The following is an 18936-nucleotide window of genomic DNA, read 5'->3' as shown; positions in this document are numbered from 1 at the left end:
CCCCCTTTACGGTTGCGGTGGAAGTGTCGCCTGATGAGCATCCAGTTCCTGACAAATGGCCTGTTGCAGCGTTTCGATTAGCGCGTTGTCGGCCAGAGGTTGGTCCTCGCTGTCGGTGATGTGGAAGATGTCTTCCACGCGTTCGCCAAGGGTGGAAATCTTGGCGTTGTGCAGGCGCAGGTCATGGGTAATGAAAATCCGCGCGATGCGCGCGAGTAATCCGGGGCGGTCAGCGCTGGTGATTTCCAGGGTGCTGTAGGTGTCTCCGGGTTCCGTGGAAATGTGGGCCTGGCTCGCCAGGTGGAACATTTTCAGACGGCGGGGTGTTCGCCGTTTGATGACCTTGGAGTAGTCCTCTACCAGCTTGAGTTCTTCCTGCAGGGTGTTGCGGATCTGTTCGAGGCGATGGGGCTCGTCCAGCAAGGGCTGGCCCGATTCATCCAACACGTAAAAGGTGTCCAGGGTGTAGCCGGCAGCGGAGCTATACAGGCGCGCGTCGTGAATGTTCAGGTTAAGCATGTCCAGACCGGTTACCACAGCGGCAAACACGTTGGGTCGGTCGGGGGTGTACACAAACACTTCGGTGGCGCCGTCGTGCTCACCGGGGCCGGAATTGCGGGTGAGTACCAGGGTATCGCTGTCTTCGTCCCGCTCGGGGTCTTTTTGCAGCTGATAAATCGCCGCGGTGTGCCAGGTGATGCTGTCGGCGCTTTCGCGCACGAAGTAGTCCTCACCCATTTCACACCAGATGTCTTCCACGGAATTACTCGGAATACCCATGGCACGCAGCATGTTGCGCGCCTGAGCCTGAGTTTCCTCGTATATCTCGTCGCGGTCGATGGGGTTTTCCAGTCCGCGGCGCAGGGCGCGCTGGGTGTATTGGTAGAGCTGGCGCATCAGGCTCGCGCGCCAGCTATTCCACAGGTCCGGATTGGTTGCGTTGATGTCTGCAACCGTCAGCGCGTACAGGTAGTCCAGATGTTCGCGATCGCCGACTTCAGCGGCAAAACTGTGTACCACTTCCGGGTCGGTAATGTCTTGCTTTTGCGATACCGCACTCATTAACAGGTGCTTTTCTACCAGCCAGCAGACCAGACGTCGGTCGCGCGCTGAAAGATCGTGTCGGCGGCAGAAGGCGTCTGCGTCGGCGACACCCAGCTTCGAGTGGTCGCCGCCGCGACCTTTGGCAATATCGTGGTAGAGGCCCGCGATATACAGCAGCTCGGGTTTGCGCATGCGGGAGAGAATCTCCGCGGCCAGCGGGAATTTTTCCCAGGCCTCTTTGCTGCGGAAGCTGCGCATGTTGCGCACGACCTGCAATGTATGCGCGTCGACCGTATAGATGTGGAACAGGTCGTGCTGCATCTGCCCGGTGACCCGGCCAAATTCTGGCAGGTAGCGGCCGAGAATGCCGTAGCGTGTCATCCGTGTGAGCTGTTTGGACAGGCCGCGAGGGCTGCGCAGCAGCTGCATAAATAGTTGTGCGTTGACCGGGTCAGCGCGGAAGCGGTCGTCGATCAGGTGTCGGTGTTCGCGAATCAGACGGATGGTAGAGGCACGCACGCCGTCGATCTGCGGGTTTTCCGCCATCAGCACAAAAATTTCCAGCAGCGCGGAAGGGTATTCGGTAAAGGTGCGAGTAACCGCGGCTTCAATAGTATTGCCGCGCAGTTGGAAGCGCTCATTGATTGGCGTAACCGGCAAGTGCTTGCCGCGCTGCAGGATTACCTCATCCAGGAATTGCAGTAGCACATCATTTAGTTCCCGCAGTGCCATCACGATGCGGTAGTAGGTGTGCATGAACTGCTCCACCGCCAGGTGGGTATCGTTGTCTTTGTAGCCGAATTCGCGGGCGAGTTCGCGCTGGTAATCGAACAGCAGGCGCTCCTCGGGGCGTCCAGCCAGCAGGTGGAGGCCGTAGCGCACCCGCCACAGGAAGTCTTCGCCGGATTGAAGAATGGCGAACTCTTCTTCGGTGAAGAAGCCTTTACCTTGAAGTTGCTTGAGTGTGCGTACTTTGAAGTATCGCTTGGCTACCCAGTTGATGGTCTGGATATCCCGGAGTCCTCCGGGCGCATTTTTGATGTTGGGCTCGAGGTTGTACTCGGCTCCCTGCTGCTTGCTGTGACGAGCTTGCTGTTCGGCGTATTTGGCGCTGAAGAATTTATCCGCGGGCCACAGACATTCCGGGGTCATTCGCTTGGCCAGCGCTTCGTGTAGCGCCGGGTTGCCCACAACCGTGCGGCACTCCATCAGATTGGTGGCGACGGTAATATCTTCCTCCGCCATTTCGATGCAGTCATCGATGCTGCGCACGGAGTGACCGATGTCGAGTTTCAGGTCCCACAGGAACGCCACTAACCGTTCAATATTGTCGACGACGGTCGCGCTAGGTTTTTCCGTGGTTAGGATCAGTAGGTCAATGTCTGACCGCGGGTGCAGTTCACCGCGTCCATATCCGCCCACGGCCAGCAGACTGATGGTCTCGGGCCACTGGTACTGGTACCAGGCGTAGTGCAGCAGGCAGTCAACGAAGAGCGCGCGCTCGTACACCAGGGTGCGGACATCCTCACCCTCGCGGAAGCGCCGCGCCATATGGGTGTCCGCGGCACCGACAGCATCTTTGAAAATCTCCAGTAGCGGACGTGCGCCTTCCGCGAGGTCCCGCCGGAAACGGGACTGGTCGAAGAAGAACAGGGGTTTTTCAAAGTGCGGTACTTCAGCCAGCTGCGGAGAGTTCATGTGCGAGGAATCCGTTTAACCCTGTTGATGCCTTACCTTGGGAGTTATGCCGTGCCGCTACGTCAAAAGGACTCTTCTTTGCGCGCGGTGAATACTTCCACGCCATCACCGGTGACGGCCATGGTGTGTTCCCATTGTGCGGATAGGCGGCGGTCGACGGTAACCGCGGTCCAGCCATCGCGCAGTACGCGGCTGCCTGGCTTGCCGGCGTTGATCATGGGTTCGATGGTGAAGGTCATACCTTCTTCCAGCACCTGTCCAGTACCGGGCTTGCCGTAGTGCAGGACTTGCGGGTCTTCGTGGAATACATCGCCGATGCCGTGGCCACAGAAGTCTTTCACCACCGAGTAGTAATTTTTCTCGGCGTGCTGCTGGATCACGTGACCAATGTCGCCGAGAGTGGTGCCGGGTCTTACGATTTCGATGGCCTTGTAGAGGCACTCCTGAGTCACCTTGACCAGTCGTTCGGCGTGGGCCACAGGTTTGCCGACGAAATACATCTTGGAGGTGTCGCCATACCAGCCATCCTTGATGACCGTGACATCGATATTAATGATGTCGCCTTTCTTCAGTACCTTGGACTCAGAAGGGATGCCGTGACAGATCACCTCGTTGACCGAGGTGCAGATAGACTTGGGGAAACCGCGATAGCCGAGGCATGCCGGGATGGCGTCCTGTACGTTGACGATATAGTCATGACAGCGGCGATCCAGTTCTTCTGTGGTGACACCCGGAACCACGTATTCACCGATCATCTCCAATACTTCCGCAGCCAGGCGGCCGGCGGTGCGCATTTTGGCGATTTGTTCGGGTGTCTTTACAGGATTGGTCATGAATTTTTTCCAGGGTGTTTGTATCTGTTTGCGGCAATTTGGGCGCCATTTTGGAGCCAAGTCGGTCAGTTTCGACCAAGTAATTCCAGCGCTTTCGCCGTGGCAGGCTGCGCGGGGCAGCGCTGCAAAGCGGTGGGCTGATCCAGGCCAAGCCTAGAAGCGGCGCGGTATTGTAGCGGAATTACAGGTGCGGGGCATTAAGTGACCCGGTGGCCGCCAATTGTTCGCGTGACCTGATGCTTTCAGGCGGCCACTTTCGTGGCGCCGGTCACACTTCCAGCTGCCCCAGTTATATGGTATAAAGCGCGCCGCTTTGGGCAGTGCCCGAAGTGAAACTAAACAAAGAGTGGTGAGTTTCGCTGCTCTTAACAAACGCCGCACATATACCGGCACATTCACCTGGGTGTCTTTGAGTCACGTAACGTGCTCTCAAGGATTGGTAAATGGGGTATATGGAGGATAAAACCCGGGAAGCATTCGATCCTTTTAATCTGGTCGTCTGCCTCCGCTATTGAATTTGAGGTTTACTATGCCGCAAGTCAGCATGCGCGATATGCTGCAGGCTGGTGTCCACTTTGGTCACCAGACTCGCTACTGGAACCCGAAGATGGGTGAATACATCTTTGGTGCTCGCAACAAGATTCACATCATCAACCTGGAGCACACTGTTCCGGCCTTCAACGAAGCTCTGCAAGTCATCAAAGGTATGGCTGCGCAGAAGAAGAAGATCCTTTTTGTTGGTACCAAGCGCGCGGCGCAGAAGTCCATCAAAGAGCAGGCCGAGCGTGCAGGTCAGCCTTACGTCAGCAACCGCTGGCTGGGTGGTATGCTCACCAACTACAAAACCATCCGCGCTTCCATCAAGCGTTTCCGCGATCTCGAAGCGCAGTCTCAGGACGGTACTTTCGAGAAGCTGACCAAAAAAGAAGCTCTGATGCGTACCCGCACCATGGAGAAGCTTGAGCGCTCCATCGGTGGTATTAAAGACATGGGTGGTCTGCCGGACGTACTGTTCGTGATCGACGTTGAGCACGAGCGTATCGCCATTCAAGAAGCCAACAAGCTGGGTATCCCTGTTATCGGTATCGTTGATACCAACAGTAGCCCGGAAGGTGTTGACTACGTAATCCCAGGTAACGACGACGCCATCCGCGCGATCAAGCTGTACACCACTGCGGTAGCAGACGCTGTACTGGCTGGTACTGCGGAAGCTGGTGGCGCTGCTGCCCAGAGCGAATACGTAGAAGCTAACGACGATCAGCAGGCTGCGGACTCCTAATTCGGGGTTGACGCTGCAGGCTACTGGCGGTGTAACAATTTTTAGTTACGCTGCAGGGAAAAGGGGCCATCTATCCGGCCCCTTTTTTTCAAATCCAACAAAGAATTTGAATCTGAACCCGAGGATTGAATCATGGCGATTACTGCGTCAATGGTAAAAGAACTGCGCGAGCGCACCGGCCTGCCGATGATGGAGTGCAAAAAGGCACTGACTGCGGCTGATGGCGACATCGAAAAAGCAATCGAAGATCTGCGCAAGGCGTCTGGCCTGAAGGCTGCTAAGAAAGCCGGTCGTACCGCTGCTGACGGCGTTGTTGCTGCAAAAGTTGCAGAAGACGGTAGCTACGGTGTTCTGGTAGAAGTGAACTCCGAGACTGACTTCGTTGCACGCGACGAAAACTTCCAGGCGTTCGTTGCCAAAGTGGTTGATAAGGCATTTGCCGATCGCCAGGCAGACGTTGCTGCGCTGATGGAAGGCGAGCTGGAAAACGCTCGTGAAGCGCTGGTACAGAAGATTGGTGAGAACATCGGTGTGCGTCGCATTGAGCTGGTAGAAGCTCCTGTGGTTGGCGCTTACGTTCACTCCAACAACCGTATCGCTGCGATCGTTGCCCTGAGCGGCGGCGACGTTGAGACTGCGCGCGATATTGCCATGCACGTTACCGCGGTTAACCCGCAGGTAGTTAAGCCGGAAGATATGCCGGCTGACGTGCTGGAGAAAGAGAAGGACATCATCAAGGCTCAGCCGGATATGGAAGGCAAGCCTGCCGAGATCGTAGAGAAGATGATGGGCGGTCGTATCAAGAAGTTCCTGAAAGAGAACAGCTTGGTAGAGCAGCCTTTCGTTAAGAATCCTGACGTTACCGTAGCCAAGCTGGCGAAAGACGCTGGTGGCGACGTATCCAGCTTCCTGCGTTTCGAAGTTGGTGAAGGTATCGAGAAGGAAGAAGTGGATTTCGCAGCGGAAGTAGCCGCTCAGGTAAAATCCAGCTCTTGATGCTCGACTCAGTCGGTGACCTCCGGGTCGCCGGCACCAGCGGGGTGCTCCCGGCGTGTTCATTAGAATACTTCCGGGGCACCCCGCTGTAGTATCTGGCTCAGGGGAAAATTCTGTTCAATATCTGAACTATTGAGCGGGAAAGCGATGCAAACTCGCTATTTGGGCCCGGCCAGATAGGTATAGCCATAGGTATAGCGCCGAATTTGTTGTAATGTTCGGCGGGCGCGAACCGGAATTCCGGTTGCGTCTCAACACAGAATTTAGCCCGTAACAGTTGAGGAACAAGGGATGCCAGGTATTAAAGACCGCAAGTACAAGCGAATCCTGTTAAAGCTCAGCGGAGAAGAGCTGATGGGCGAACAGGGGTTTGGTATCAGCCCCAAAGTGCTCGACAAAATGGCCCTGGAAATTGGGCAGCTGGTGGGTATTGGTGTTCAAGTCGGTCTGGTTGTCGGTGGTGGTAACCTGTTCCGCGGCGCTGCGCTCAACGCAGCAGGGCTCGATCGGGTGACTGGCGACCACATGGGTATGCTGGCCACTGTGATGAACGCACTGGCGCTGCGCGATGCGCTCGAGCGCTCCAACATCTCCTCTCGCGTGATGTCTGCCATTCAGATGAGCGGTATCGTCGATCACTACGATCGCCGCGCAGCCATCCGTTATCTGGAGCGAGGTGAGGTGCTGATCTTTGCCGCCGGCACCGGTAACCCATTCTTTACCACGGATTCCGCTGCCTGCTTGCGCGGAATCGAAATTGAAGCGGAAATGGTTCTGAAGGCCACGAAAGTGGATGGCGTATATTCTGCCGACCCCGTGCTGGTGCCTGATGCTACCCGCTATGACCGCCTGACTTATGACGAGGTTCTCGACAAGAAGCTCGGTGTAATGGATCTAACCGCAATCTGCCTCTGCCGCGAACACAACATGCCAGTGCGGGTTTTCCGCATGGATAAAACCGGCGCACTGCTCAATATCGTTGTGGGTGGTGAAGAGGGCACACTGATCGAAGAGGAAGTGAATCGTGATTGACGATATCAAAAAACAAGCTGAAACGCGTATGGGTAAAGCCATCGAAGCGCTCGGCAGCAACTTCAACAAAATCCGTACTGGCCGCGCCCACCCGAGCATTCTCGACGGCATCCATGTGTCCTATTACGGGTCCGACACGCCTCTTTCTCAGGTTGCCAACGTTACCGTTGAAGATGCGCGTACCTTGTCTGTAACACCCTGGGAGAAAAACCTGGTACCAGACATTGAAAAGGCCATTATGAAGTCTGATCTCGGTCTGAACCCGGCTACTGCCGGTGCGGTGATCCGTATCCCGATGCCGATGTTGACCGAAGAAACCCGTAAAAACTTCATCAAGCAGGCGAAAGGTGAGGCGGAAAGCGCGCGTGTGTCCATCCGCAACAACCGTCGCGATGCGCTGGCAGAAGTGAAGGCGCTGGTTAAGGACAAGGAAATCTCCGAGGACGACGAGCGTCGTGCAGCGGATGAGATCCAGAAGCTGACCGACAAGTACATTGCCGAGGTGGAAAAGGCACTGGCGGCAAAAGAAAAAGACTTGATGGAAATCTGATGTCTGCCGGCGGTACTGGTGTGGCAACACATATGCAGGCGGGACCGCGACATGTCGCCATCATTATGGATGGAAACGGCCGCTGGGCGGCGCGTCGGGGCCTGTCACCTTCCGCCGGTCATAAAGCGGGTGTCGAGCGTATTCGAGACCTGATTGAGGCTTGTAAGGAGCGCCAGATTGAGGTGCTCACGCTGTTCGCCTTTTCCAGTGAGAACTGGCAGCGGCCACCAAAAGAGGTGGAGTTGCTGATGACACTGTTCCACTCCTATTTGCGCCGGGAAGCCCGGCGCATGCAGGAGCAGGGTGTTCAGCTGCGTGTGATCGGTCGCCGTGACCGCTTCTCTCCCCGGGTGCAGCGTGCCATTGTGGAGGCGGAAAGCCTCACGCGTGATGGCGAAAACGGCACCCTGGTGATTGCCGCGGATTACGGTGGTCAGTGGGATATCGCGCAGGCTGCGCGGACCCTAGCTGAGGAAGTGGCGAGAGGTGAGCGTACTCCTGACTCTATCGACGAGGCGTCGCTCGGTGCACATATCCTGTTGTCGGACCTGCCCGCGGTGGACCTGGTGATTCGCTCCAGCGGCGAGCAGCGCATCAGTAACTTCATCTTGTGGCAGGCGGCATACAGCGAGTTCTATTTCACGGATACGCTGTGGCCGGATTTCGACGTTGAGGCGCTTGACTTGGCGCTGGATGCGTTTCGCCAGCGTGACCGCCGTTACGGTGGGCGCAGCGAGGACGGGCTGGAAGCCCAGGCCTGAGTCGGCAGGGGCCGACTGTTTTGGGGATTCGGGTTAGCAAATTAGAAGGTTTTAAGGGTTTAACGGTGCTAAAACAAAGAATAATTACCGCGCTGGTGTTGGTTGCTCTTTTCCTGGGGCTGCTGTTCTTCGTGCCATTGCAGTGGTTCTCCATTGTAATTGCGGGTGTCATCCTGCTGGGTGGCTGGGAGTGGGCCAACCTATCCAACTTGAATCGCGCACTGCGGTTCGTTTTTCTCGCCGCTTTGGGCGGTGCACTGGTGCTGACAGCACAGTACGTATTCGATTTTGATTTCTCCTCTCCCGACACCGACCGTGCACGCCAGATTCTGGCGGTGGCTTGTGGCTGGTGGGCGCTGGCGTTCCTGTGGGTACAGGGCTATCCGGCCAGTGCCATGTTGTGGGGTAACCGCTGGGCGCGTGGGTTAATTGGCCTGGTAGTGCTGGTACCCGCGTGGTTGTCGGTGGTGATTTTGCAGGGGCTTGAACACGGCGCCTGGCTGGTGCTGTTTGTGGTGGCCGTCGTGGTTGCCGCCGATGTGGGTGCCTACTTTGTCGGGCGTAAGTTCGGCAAGCATAAGTTGGCGCGAGAGGTGAGCCCGGGCAAATCCTGGGAAGGTTTTTTCGGTGGCCTTGCCGCCTGTCTGGTTCTCGCGTTGGGTGTGTCGGTTGCGTTCGATCTGCCGACCAAAAATACCGTACTGTTTACCATCGGTGTACTGGTGACGGCACTCGCATCCGTTATCGGTGACCTGGTCGAAAGTATGTTCAAGCGTCACCGCGGCATTAAGGACAGCAGCCGAATTTTGCCGGGGCATGGCGGTATTCTTGACCGATTGGATAGCCTCACGGCGGCGTTACCGGTTTTCACTATGGCGGCGCTCGCCAGCGAATTGCCCAAGTATCTCTGAATTTCTTGGGCGCAGAGGTAGTTCGATTTCATGCAAACCATGACCCCACAATCTGTCTGTGTGCTCGGGTCCACCGGTTCCATCGGGGTGAGTACGTTGGATGTGCTCGCCCGTCACCCCGAAAATTATTCCGTATATGCGCTGACTGCGCGTGACCGTATTGAAGAGCTGGCGCAGCAGTGTCGGCGCTTTGTGCCACGCTATGCGGTGGTGCTGGAAGAGGGGAAGGCTGCACAGCTGCGCGCGACTCTGGCGGCTGAGAAGTTGTCTACCGAGGTGCTGAGCGGCACCGACGGTTTGTGTCAGGTAGCGTCAGATCCCGAGGTTGCCATTGTGATGGCGGCCATTGTCGGCGCAGCTGGTTTGCGCCCGACACTTGCCGCCGTGCAGGCGGGCAAAAAGGTCCTGCTGGCGAACAAGGAGTCGCTGGTAATGGCGGGGCCGGTGTTTATGGCTGCCCTGGTCGAAAGTGATGCATCACTACTGCCGATCGACAGCGAGCACAACGCCATTTTTCAATGTCTGCCGTATCCCTGTGATAGCCTCAGCGAGGCTGGTGTGGAGCGTATCCTGTTGACTGGGTCGGGCGGGCCTTTCCGCACCGCGGACCCTGAGAGTTTGCATCGGGTTACGCCGGACGAGGCCTGTAATCACCCCAACTGGTCCATGGGGCGGAAGATTTCGGTAGATTCCGCCACCATGATGAACAAAGGCCTGGAGTTTATCGAAGCCTGTTACCTGTTCCACGCGGTGCCGGAAGATATCCAGGTGGTCGTGCACCCGCAGAGTATCGTGCATTCCATGGTGCAGTACCGCGATGGCTCCTTACTGGCGCAGATGGGAAACCCGGACATGCGTACGCCCATCGCACACGCGCTGGCATTCCCCCAGCGGGTGGAGAGTGGTGTAAACGCGTTGGATCTGATCGGCGCCGGACGGCTGGATTTTGAAGCGCCGGATGAGTTGCGTTTTCCGTGTCTGCGTCTTGCGCGCGAGGCCATGTTGGCGGGTGGAAGTGCGCCCACTATCCTCAATGCGGCCAACGAAGTGGCTGTGGAGGCTTTCCTGGCAGGGGAGCTCCCGTTTACCGGCATCGCACAGTTGATCGAAAAGGTCATGGAGACCACTGTCGTGGTTGAACTGAAAGACCTTGAGACAGTCGAACAGGCTGATCGCGAGGCACGTGCGCAGGCTCACCAGGTTTTGGGAGAGCTCTGCGGCGCCTGAAGAATGGCGAAGCCGTAGGCCGGCATGTAGGGCATAAGATAAAGGGCGTAAGCCATTAACGAGATCATAGTAAGCTGACCCCATGTTAGATTTTCTACAAACTGCAATCTGGGCGCTGGTCGCTCTCGGTGTGCTGGTGAGCTTTCACGAGTTTGGCCACTTCATCGTTGCGCGCTGGTGTGGTGTAAAGGTACTGCGTTTCTCGATTGGCTTTGGCAAGCGACTCGTGTCGCGCTATGACCGGCACGGCACCGAATTTACGGTATCCGCCATCCCCCTGGGTGGTTATGTCAAGTTTCTCGATGAGCGCGAAAGTGCGGTGTCCCCGGAAGACCTGGATGGGGCCTTCAACCGCAAGAATGTGTGGCAGCGTATTGCGATTGCGGCTGCCGGCCCGCTCGCCAATTTCCTGCTGGCAATTTTGCTCTTCTGGGGCGTGTTTATGGGCGGTACCTCTGGTCCCGTCCCGATTGTGGACGATGTGGAGCAGGGGAGCCTTGCTGCGTACGCGGGCCTGGAAGAAGGCCAGGAAATTATCGCGATCGACGATCACCCGACCCCCACGTGGCAGGCGCTGAATTGGCGCTTGGCGAATCGTCTGGGCGATTCAGGCGATATCAAGTTCTCCGTACGCTATCCGGATTCTGCGCTGGAGTACCACATGTATGCGGATATTGACCGCTGGCTGGCGGGTAAGGAGGTCGCGGATCCCCTGGCCGAGGTCGGTGTCAAACTGTGGATTCCGCAGGTCAGTATGCAGCTTGCCCAGGTGGTGGATGGCAGTCCCGCGGCCAAGGGTGGTCTAGAGGCTGGTGATGAAATTATCGCCACCGATGGGCGTGATTTCAGTGATTGGGAGCAGTGGACCACCTATATCAAGGCGCGTCCGGAGCAGCAGGTCGCGGTTACGGTGCTGCGCGATGGTGTGGAGCAGGTGTTTTCAATCACGCCAGACGAGGTCACGTTAGACGGTGGCGAAAAAATAGGCCGTATCGGCGTCTTGCCGGTTGCGGCATCCTGGCCCGAGGAGCGGGTACGACGTTATCACTACGGTGTATTGGGCGCTTTGAATAAGGGCCTGGAAGAGACCTGGAGCAAGACGGTATTTACCCTGAACAGCTTGAAGAAACTGCTGTTTGGCGAACTTTCTACCCGCAACTTGAGCGGTCCTATCACCATTGCTAAAGTGGCCGGCACTTCTGCGGACGCGGGCTGGCAGTCATTCCTGTCACTGCTTGCTCTGTTGAGCATCAGTCTCGGTGTGTTGAACCTGTTGCCGATCCCGGTTCTCGACGGCGGTCATCTCCTCTACTACGGTATTGAGGCGATTAAGGGGTCGCCCGTTTCGGAAAGAGTGCAGATGATTGGTCTGCAGGTAGGTATGGCTATGGTGCTCGGTATCATGGCGCTGGCGCTTTATAACGACATTTTGCGCCTGTAGTGAATTTTTTGCCTGTACCTCGGGTCTCATTGAGGGCAAAGGTCCTCTTGGTGGGCTTTTAAGACGGTCAGGCGCCACTTTTACCCCAGGGGTAAGTGGACTGATAGGGACCTTGATCCCAGTGAGTTGGGCGTTACGCCCTCATGGAATTGCGAATAAACACTCGGAATTAGTAGATGAAAAATTTCCTGAAAGCGGCTTCGCTCGGCCTAGCTCTGCCCATTGCCGCTTACGCCCAGTCGTTTGAGGTCAACGATATTCGCGTTGAGGGATTGCAGCGGGTTTCAGCGGGTACCGTGTTTGCGGCCCTGCCTGTCCGGGTCGGTGATGAGATTGAGAGCGTGGAGATTCAGAGTGCCACGCGCGCATTGTTCCGCACCGGGTATTTTCAGGATATCCAGATTGGCCGTGAGAATGGTGTATTGGTCATCACCGTGCGTGAGCGCCCGGCGATTTCAAAGATTGAGATTACCGGTAACAAGGCGATCAAGACCGAAGACCTGCTCAAGGGTATGAATGACAACGGTCTTGCGGAAGGGCAGATCTTCAAACGTGCGACTCTCGAAGGCCTGGCCCAGGAACTCGAGCGTCAGTATGTGGCCCAGGGGCGCTATGGCGCCAGCGTAACCACCGAAGTGAAAGAGCTGCCACGCAACCAGGTTGAGCTGAAAGTTATTGTGGACGAGGGCTCCGTCGCCGCGATCAAGCACATCAATATTGTCGGTAACCGCGCGTTTTCCGACGATGAACTGGCAGAAATTTTTGAGCTGCAAACCACCGGCTGGTTGTCCTGGCTGAATAGTGACGACAAGTACTCCCGCGAGAAACTTACCGGTGACCTGGAGCGTTTGGAGTCTTATTACCTCGACCGTGGTTATCTGGAATTCAAGATCGAATCCACCCAGGTTTCCCTGAGCCCGGACAAGCAAAGCGTATTTATCACGGTAAATATCAGTGAGGGTGACGTCTATACAGTTTCTGAAGTGGAGCTGGCGGGCGACCCCGTTGTTTCCGAAGAGGAAATTCGCCGTTTGTTGCTGGTGCGCAAAGGGCAGACCTTTTCTCAGGTGTTGATGACCACCACCTCCGATTACATTACCAAGCGCCTGGGCAACGAGGGGTACACCTTCGCCGAGGTGAATGGTATGCCGGAAGCGAATGAAGACGATAAGACCGTAAAGGTCACCTTCTTTATTGATCCGGGCAAGCGTGCCTATGTACGCCGCATCAATTTCCGCGGAAATACGCGCACCTCGGATGATGTGTTGCGTCGCGAGATGCGCCAGATGGAAGCGGCCTCTGCGTCTTCCGCACGCATCGAACAGTCCAAGGTGCGTCTGGAGCGTCTCGGCTTCTTTAAAGAGGTGCAGGTAGAAACCACTGAGGTTCCCGGTACTTCCGATCAGATCGACGTGGAATACACCGTTGAGGAACAGCCCTCCGGTACCATTGGTGGCACCGTGGGTTACGCTCAGGGCAGCGGCCTGGTACTGGGTGCCAACGTTCAGGAAAACAACTGGATGGGCACCGGTAAGTCTGTTGGCTTTGCGGTAAATACCTCCACCTATCAGTCGGTACTGAACTTCTCCTATACCGATCCCTATTTCACGCCGGACGGCGTGAGCCGTGGTTTCAATATTTTCTATCAGGAGCGGGATTACTCCGAGATTAACCTGTCGAGCTATAACACCACGACCTATGGTGCAGGCTTGAGCTTCGGCTATCCGATTTCTGAAATTTCCCGCATCGGCCTGAATATTGGTTTCAACCATCTCGAGCTGAGTACGAGCAGTAGCTCCGTGCAGGAGATTATTGACAGCCCGCGTCCGATCAGCGGCATCGATAGCGATATTCTTGCGTCCGACCAAACCATAGTGTTGGAAGAACTGGAGCAAGCGGTAGCGGATGGGGTTGCACTGGATCTCAGCATGCCGCTGGATGAAAGCCTGCTGAACACCGATCTGGACGGTTTTGTGGACCTGTACGGTGACGAGTTTGATACCTGGTCGGTGACGGGCTCCTATGCGCGCTCCACTCTGAACCGGGGTATCCTGGCGACCCGCGGTGCCTCCCAGCGCGCATCTGTTGAGATCGCGTTGCCCGGTGGTGATCTTGAGTACTACAAGTTCATTTATACCGGCCAGTACTTCCGCCCGCTGACCAAAAATCTGACCTTGCGTCTGCGTACCCGCCTGGGTTACGCCGATGGCTATGGTGACCTCGAGGAGCTGCCGTTCTTCGAAAACTTCTACGGCGGTGGATTTGGCTCCGTGCGTGGTTTCGAGCGCAACACCCTGGGGCCGCGTTCCACGCCTGCAGAATTCTATTCAACCACTGCGTGTGCTGTAGATGACGAGGGTAATGTCACCAAAAGTTGTTACCTGCTCGACCAGAATACTGGTGAGTTGATTACGACTTCTACTGGCCGTAACCCGCAGCCTTTCGGCGGTAACATCCTGGTGGAAGGTAGTGCGGAAGTGATTTTCCCGATTCCTTTCGTTAAGGATCAGCGCTCCATGCAGTCCGCGTTCTTTATCGACGCGGGTAACGTGTTCAGTAACAGCTGTGGGGTGACTCAGCTGAACTGTTATGACATCGCGGTGGAAAACCTGAATGTGTCCGCCGGTGTGGGCCTGACCTGGATCACCGGCTTCGGCCCGCTCACTTTCAGCCTGTCGAAGGCGCTTGAGCAGAACGAAGACGACGATGTGGAAGTATTCCAGTTCTCGCTGGGTAATAGCTTCTAACCACTGGAAATTGGCTTCGGGAGTGTTTAGGGTTGAGTCCCAGTTGCCCGAAGTGGTTTATCTGACGTAAACGGCTCCTGTGGAAGGGGCCGAAAATCTAAAGAAAGATGGAGAATAAGAAAGTGTTCAAATTTGTAAAAGCAAGTGCGATTTTGCTGGCAGGCCTGTTGTTTGCGGGTGCCGCCAGTGCACAGACCAAGGTAGCCGTGGTAAACATCCAGGCTGCGATCATGAGCACTGAGAAAGCCACGTCCAAAATCAATGCGCTGAAAACCAGCTCTGAGTACTCCCAGCTGCAGAACGGTGCCGAGAGCATCCGCGCGGAAATGCAAAAGCTGGCAGAAGACGCTCAGAAAAACGGCGTTACCTGGTCTGAAGAGAAGAAGGCCGAGCAGCAGCGCAAAATCAACTTCAAGCGTTCCGATTTCGAAACCACCGTGAAAAAGCTGCGCGCGATGGAAGGACAGGCGGTTCAGGATCTGCAAAAAGAGCTGCTGCCAAAAGCCAAGACCGCTCTGGAAGAGGTGATCAAAGAGCAGAAGCTGGATCTGGTACTGGACGCGAGCGCTGCCGTATATGCAGGCAAGTCCGCCAACCTGACAGAAGAGCTGGTTAAGCGTCTTAACGCAAGCAAGTAAACAGCGTTCTTCAGCTTCGAATAAGGTTTAGTGATGACGAACAAACAGCCAACTCTGGCGCAGTTGGCTGAGATGCTGGGCGCAGAATTGCGCCTGGCGCCTGGCGCCAGTAGTGAGCAAGTACCTACAGGGTTAAACACCCTGCAAGACGCGGTTGCTGGTGAAGTGAGCTTCCTTGCCAGTGCAAACTACCGTCGCTTCCTCGAAGAGACCAAGGCTTCTGCAGTATTGGTGTCCGCCAAAGACGCAGAGGCTTGTCCGGTCAGCACATTAATCGTCCCCAACCCCTATCTCGCTTTTGCGAAAGCGACAGCGATTTACGATCAAACACCCACGCCCGCGGCGGGTATCCATCCCTCCGCCAGTATTGATAGTACTGCGGACATCGGGATCGATGTGTCTATCGGCCCCGGAGCGGTGATTGAGGCCAATACCCGCATCGCATCGGGTGTGATCATTGGTCCGGGCTGTGTCGTAGGGGAAGGCAGTGAAATCGGTGCAAATACCCGGTTGTTCCCCAATGTGGTGGTCTACCATGGTTGCGCGATAGGTGCAGACTGTACCGTACACAGTAATACGGTAATTGGGGGCGATGGTTTTGGCTTCGCTCCTGCAGATGGCCAGTGGACCAAGATCCATCAGTTGGGTGGTGTCGAAATTGCCGATGAAGTGGAGATCGGTGCCTGTACCTGTATTGACCGTGGCGCACTTGGCAATACGGTGATTGGACACGGTGTCAAGATCGACAACATGGTGCAAATCGCGCACAATGTGCAGATTGGTGACTACTCAGCCATGGCCGCATGTTCGGCGGTGGCGGGCAGCGCAATTATCGGCAAGCACTGCACCATCGCTGGTGGTGTCGGTATCGTCGGTCACGTCACCATCGCGGATCGCAGCCATGTGACTGCGCGTACTCTGGTTACCAAATCCATTGAAGAGGCTGGCTCCTATTCCAGTGGGGCGCCCTTTATGGACAGTCGTAGCTGGCGTCGCAATGCAGTGCGCTATGGGCAACTCGATCAGATGGCCCGACGCCTGAAGGCGTTGGAGACAGCATTCAAGCAACAGGAGCAGGCACCAGATTAGGTTGGACCTGCTTGCTGGGCTTTTTCACAAGATTCATTCGAAGTTTCGGGGCGTTTGGCGCCCCGAAGTGGTTTCTGGGGACAAATCGCCATGATGGACGTACAGGAAATTCGTCAATACCTTCCGCACCGCTATCCTTTCCTACTGGTAGATCGTGTGGTCGAACTGGAAGAAGGGAAGTCGATCAAGGGTTACAAGAATATCTCGATCAACGAAGAGGTATTTAACGGCCACTTTCCCGAAGTGCCTATCTTTCCAGGTGTGATGATCGTCGAAGCGCTGGCGCAGGTGTCCGGCATTCTCGGCTTTAAAACTCTGGGCCAGAAACCGGAAGACGGCTATTTGTATCTGTTCGCCGGTATCGACAATGTGCGCTTCAAGCGTCAGGTTGTGCCGGGTGATCGCCTGCAGCTCGAGTCGGAAGTTGTGTCCGAGCGCCGCGGAATCTGGAAGTTCGCAGGTAAAGCGAGCGTAGATGGTGAGCTTGCGGCGTCCGCAGATATCCTTTGCGCGGTGAGAAAGGTCTAAGCGATCTACGCCGATTGCGTTGAACAGCGCAAACCTTTGCCAGCTTGGGCTGGCACCAATGTGACTAAATTGATTTTTATATTCGCGATTCGCGGGTAAAGTATCGCCGTAGTTTCTGGCGCCAGTGTGCGGATGTGTGTTCGCTGCTTGGTGCCCAGTCGATCATGCATCGAGCCGGTGAGGAGAAAGCCACAGCATGCAGACCAAGATCCACCCAACTGCCATTGTCGATGATTCGGCAGTGATCGGAGAAGGCGTGCAAATTGGCCCTTACAGTGTTGTGGGGCCCGATGTAGAAATCGGCGACGGCTGTGAGATCGCTTCCCATGTAGTGCTGACCGGGCCTACCAAGCTGGGAAAAAACAACCGCATCTACCAGTTTTCCAGTGTCGGCCAGGATACCCCGGACAAAAAGTACAAGGATGAACCAACCACTCTGGTGATCGGCGATAACAACGTAATCCGCGAAGGCGTCACTATCCATCGTGGGACGGTGCAGGATCGTGGAGAAACCACCATCGGCAACGATAACCTGCTGATGGCGTATTCCCATATTGGGCATGACAGTGTGATCGGCAACCACACAATCCTGGTAAACAATGTGGCGCTGGCAGGCCACGTGTACGTGCGCGATTGGGCGATCCTGAGTGGTTATACGCTGGTACACCAGCACTGCACCATTGGTGAGCACGCATTTACCGGCATGGGTGCTGGTATCGGTAAGGATGTGCCGGCCTACGTGATGGTTGCGGGCAATCCAGCCGAAGCGAAAACCATCAATGCGGAAGGTTTGCGTCGCCGGGGATTCAGTCGTGAAGATATCGCCCTGATCAACAAAGCCTACAAAATTGTCTATCGCCGCGGACTGACCACCGATGAGGCGCTGGAGTCGCTGGCGCAGTTGCGACAGGAGTCCGAGGCCATTCAGCCGTGGATTGATTCTCTGCAAAACTCCACTCGCGGGATTGTCCGTTGAGCAACAAGCCTGTAAAGCCGCAGGGTGAAACCTTGCGTGTCGGCATGCTTGCCGGTGAAGCTTCTGGAGACATTCTCGGCGCTGGTTTGATCCAGTCGCTGCAAAAACGATTCGACAACCTTGAGGTTGTCGGTATCGCAGGTCCGCGCATGCAGGCGGTTGGCGCCGAGTCTCTGTTTCCGATGGAGCGATTGTCGGTGATGGGGCTGGTGGAGCCGCTAAAGCGCCTGCCTGAGCTGCTCAAGATTCGTCGCACTTTGCGCGAGCATTTCATTGCTAATCCTCCCGATGTGTTTGTCGGCATTGACTCTCCGGACTTCAATCTAGGCCTCGAAGAGGCGCTGCGCGGCGCCGGTATCCCCACGGTGCATTATGTGAGCCCTTCGGTGTGGGCGTGGCGCCGCGGGCGTATCAAAAAAATTGCCCGCGCCGTGGATCACATGCTCACGCTGCTGCCGTTTGAGGCGGACTTCTACCGCGAGCACGATGTTCCGGTGAGTTTTGTGGGGCATCCACTCGCCGATGAAATCCCACTTGAGGTGGATGTGGAGGCCGCACGACAGTCTCTGGGATTTGCCGCGGAAGATCAGGTGGTTGCCTTGTTGCCGGGAAGTCGCGGCGGAGAGGTGCGTCTGCTAGGGCCGCTCTTTCTGCAGGCGGCAATCTGGTGTCAGCAGCGCCGGCCCGCGCTAAAGTTTGTATTGCCAGCCGCCAATCCTGAGCGCCGGCAGCAACTGGAGCAGCAGATTGCTGAGTTGCCTGGTGCAAGTGAGTTATCCATGACCTTGCTGGATGGGAATTCCCAACAGGCTCTCGCGGCCGCAGATGCGGTGCTGATCGCGTCAGGCACGGCGACGCTTGAAACCATGCTCATGAATAAACCCATGGTTGTGGCCTATAAAATGGCAACACTGTCCTATGCCATTTTCTCCCGTATGTTGCATACACCCTGGGTTTCGCTGCCCAACCTGCTGGCGCAGCGCGAGCTGGTGCCGGAAATCCTGCAAGACGACGCGACGCCTGAGGCCCTGGGCGGCGCTGTGCTGAATTACTTTGATGACCCGCTGCTCGGTGATCGGTTGCGTCGTGAGTTCAGCGAGATGCATCAGGAATTGCGCCGCAATGCCTCTGAAAAGGCGGCGGATGCCGTGTGCACATTGCTACAGAAATAAGCTTTAAAGTCCGG

General features: G+C 56.2%; 16 protein-coding genes. 14 read left to right on the top strand and 2 right to left on the bottom strand.

From position 1 onward, the window contains the following. Window positions 1-6: 6 nt before the first annotated feature. Both KUV22_RS05210 and map read right to left on the bottom strand, forming a co-directional pair. Window positions 7-2742: a [protein-PII] uridylyltransferase gene (locus KUV22_RS05210; RefSeq protein WP_222229072.1), complete on the bottom strand. Its 2736-nt coding sequence runs from the start codon at window positions 2740-2742 to the stop codon at window positions 7-9. A 62-nt stretch (window positions 2743-2804) separates the two neighbouring features. Further along, a complete protein-coding gene (map, locus tag KUV22_RS05205; RefSeq protein WP_222229070.1) occupies window positions 2805-3575 on the bottom strand; it encodes a type I methionyl aminopeptidase in 771 nt (256 codons plus the stop codon). A gap of 529 nt (window positions 3576-4104) precedes the next feature. Here map and rpsB point away from each other — a divergent pair. The 14 genes from rpsB (at window position 4105) to lpxB (ending at window position 18922) form a co-directional block, all read left to right on the top strand. Further along, window positions 4105-4854, top strand: coding sequence for a 30S ribosomal protein S2 (gene rpsB, locus KUV22_RS05200; protein ID WP_010132961.1), 750 nt, complete (start codon window positions 4105-4107; stop codon window positions 4852-4854). Window positions 4855-4986: 132 nt separating this feature from the next. Further along, on the top strand, window positions 4987-5850 hold the full coding sequence (tsf, locus tag KUV22_RS05195; RefSeq protein ID WP_222229068.1) for a translation elongation factor Ts: 864 nt from the start codon (window positions 4987-4989) through the stop codon (window positions 5848-5850). Window positions 5851-6141: 291 nt separating this feature from the next. Next, complete coding sequence (gene pyrH, locus KUV22_RS05190; protein ID WP_010132959.1) at window positions 6142-6882, top strand: UMP kinase; 741 nt, start codon at window positions 6142-6144, stop codon at window positions 6880-6882. Continuing rightward, on the top strand, window positions 6875-7432 hold the full coding sequence (gene frr, locus KUV22_RS05185; RefSeq protein ID WP_222229066.1) for a ribosome recycling factor: 558 nt from the start codon (window positions 6875-6877) through the stop codon (window positions 7430-7432). Before pyrH ends, frr begins: the two co-directional genes overlap by 8 nt. Continuing rightward, window positions 7432-8193 (top strand): polyprenyl diphosphate synthase, encoded by a 762-nt coding sequence (uppS, locus tag KUV22_RS05180; protein WP_222229064.1) that lies wholly within the window; start codon window positions 7432-7434, stop codon window positions 8191-8193. The genes frr and uppS overlap by 1 nt, the downstream gene beginning before the upstream one ends. Window positions 8194-8258: 65 nt before the next feature. After that, complete coding sequence (locus KUV22_RS05175; RefSeq protein ID WP_222229062.1) at window positions 8259-9104, top strand: phosphatidate cytidylyltransferase; 846 nt, start codon at window positions 8259-8261, stop codon at window positions 9102-9104. 30 nt (window positions 9105-9134) lie between these two features. Then, window positions 9135-10331, top strand: a complete 1197-nt coding sequence (gene ispC, locus KUV22_RS05170; protein WP_222229060.1) for a 1-deoxy-D-xylulose-5-phosphate reductoisomerase — start codon at window positions 9135-9137, stop codon at window positions 10329-10331. Window positions 10332-10413: 82 nt separating this feature from the next. Continuing rightward, window positions 10414-11772, top strand: a complete 1359-nt coding sequence (gene rseP, locus KUV22_RS05165) for an RIP metalloprotease RseP (protein ID WP_222229058.1) — start codon at window positions 10414-10416, stop codon at window positions 11770-11772. A 176-nt stretch (window positions 11773-11948) separates the two neighbouring features. After that, on the top strand, window positions 11949-14519 hold the full coding sequence (gene bamA, locus KUV22_RS05160; protein WP_222229056.1) for an outer membrane protein assembly factor BamA: 2571 nt from the start codon (window positions 11949-11951) through the stop codon (window positions 14517-14519). 122 nt (window positions 14520-14641) lie between these two features. Continuing rightward, window positions 14642-15157 carry an OmpH family outer membrane protein gene (locus tag KUV22_RS05155; RefSeq protein WP_224917054.1) on the top strand — a complete coding sequence of 172 codons (516 nt, stop codon included), beginning with the start codon at window positions 14642-14644 and terminating at the stop codon, window positions 15155-15157. Between the two features lie 33 nt (window positions 15158-15190). Further along, window positions 15191-16246: a UDP-3-O-(3-hydroxymyristoyl)glucosamine N-acyltransferase gene (gene lpxD / locus KUV22_RS05150; protein WP_222229052.1), complete on the top strand. Its 1056-nt coding sequence runs from the start codon at window positions 15191-15193 to the stop codon at window positions 16244-16246. A 90-nt stretch (window positions 16247-16336) separates the two neighbouring features. Beyond that, window positions 16337-16774 (top strand): 3-hydroxyacyl-ACP dehydratase FabZ, encoded by a 438-nt coding sequence (fabZ, locus tag KUV22_RS05145; RefSeq protein ID WP_222229050.1) that lies wholly within the window; start codon window positions 16337-16339, stop codon window positions 16772-16774. Between the two features lie 196 nt (window positions 16775-16970). After that, window positions 16971-17750 carry an acyl-ACP--UDP-N-acetylglucosamine O-acyltransferase gene (gene lpxA / locus KUV22_RS05140; protein ID WP_222229049.1) on the top strand — a complete coding sequence of 260 codons (780 nt, stop codon included), beginning with the start codon at window positions 16971-16973 and terminating at the stop codon, window positions 17748-17750. A gap of 44 nt (window positions 17751-17794) precedes the next feature. After that, window positions 17795-18922, top strand: coding sequence for a lipid-A-disaccharide synthase (gene lpxB / locus KUV22_RS05135; RefSeq protein WP_222229276.1), 1128 nt, complete (start codon window positions 17795-17797; stop codon window positions 18920-18922). Window positions 18923-18936: the final 14 nt, after the last annotated feature.

The sequence above is a fragment of the Microbulbifer agarilyticus genome, from assembly GCF_019800665.1.
Lineage (GTDB): Bacteria > Pseudomonadota > Gammaproteobacteria > Pseudomonadales > Cellvibrionaceae > Microbulbifer > Microbulbifer agarilyticus_C.
The sequence above is the reverse complement of the archived record's forward strand: the minus strand, read 5'-3'. Positions and strand labels throughout refer to the sequence as shown.

Excerpts from the sequence above, each read along its gene's own strand:
- ispC (WP_222229060.1), top strand. The coding sequence starts at position 9,135 with ATGCAAACCATGACCCCACAATCTGTCTGTGTGCTCGGGTCCACCGGT.
- lpxB (WP_222229276.1), top strand. The coding sequence starts at position 17,795 with ATGCTTGCCGGTGAAGCTTCTGGAGACATTCTCGGCGCTGGTTTGATC.
- uppS (WP_222229064.1), top strand. The coding sequence starts at position 7,432 with ATGTCTGCCGGCGGTACTGGTGTGGCAACACATATGCAGGCGGGACCG.
- lpxD (WP_222229052.1), top strand. The coding sequence starts at position 15,191 with ATGACGAACAAACAGCCAACTCTGGCGCAGTTGGCTGAGATGCTGGGC.
- pyrH (WP_010132959.1), top strand. The coding sequence starts at position 6,142 with ATGCCAGGTATTAAAGACCGCAAGTACAAGCGAATCCTGTTAAAGCTC.
- tsf (WP_222229068.1), top strand. The coding sequence starts at position 4,987 with ATGGCGATTACTGCGTCAATGGTAAAAGAACTGCGCGAGCGCACCGGC.
- fabZ (WP_222229050.1), top strand. The coding sequence starts at position 16,337 with ATGATGGACGTACAGGAAATTCGTCAATACCTTCCGCACCGCTATCCT.
- rpsB (WP_010132961.1), top strand. The coding sequence starts at position 4,105 with ATGCCGCAAGTCAGCATGCGCGATATGCTGCAGGCTGGTGTCCACTTT.
- KUV22_RS05210 (WP_222229072.1), bottom strand. The coding sequence starts at position 2,742 with ATGAACTCTCCGCAGCTGGCTGAAGTACCGCACTTTGAAAAACCCCTG.
- rseP (WP_222229058.1), top strand. The coding sequence starts at position 10,414 with ATGTTAGATTTTCTACAAACTGCAATCTGGGCGCTGGTCGCTCTCGGT.
- bamA (WP_222229056.1), top strand. The coding sequence starts at position 11,949 with ATGAAAAATTTCCTGAAAGCGGCTTCGCTCGGCCTAGCTCTGCCCATT.
- map (WP_222229070.1), bottom strand. The coding sequence starts at position 3,575 with ATGACCAATCCTGTAAAGACACCCGAACAAATCGCCAAAATGCGCACC.
- lpxA (WP_222229049.1), top strand. The coding sequence starts at position 16,971 with ATGCAGACCAAGATCCACCCAACTGCCATTGTCGATGATTCGGCAGTG.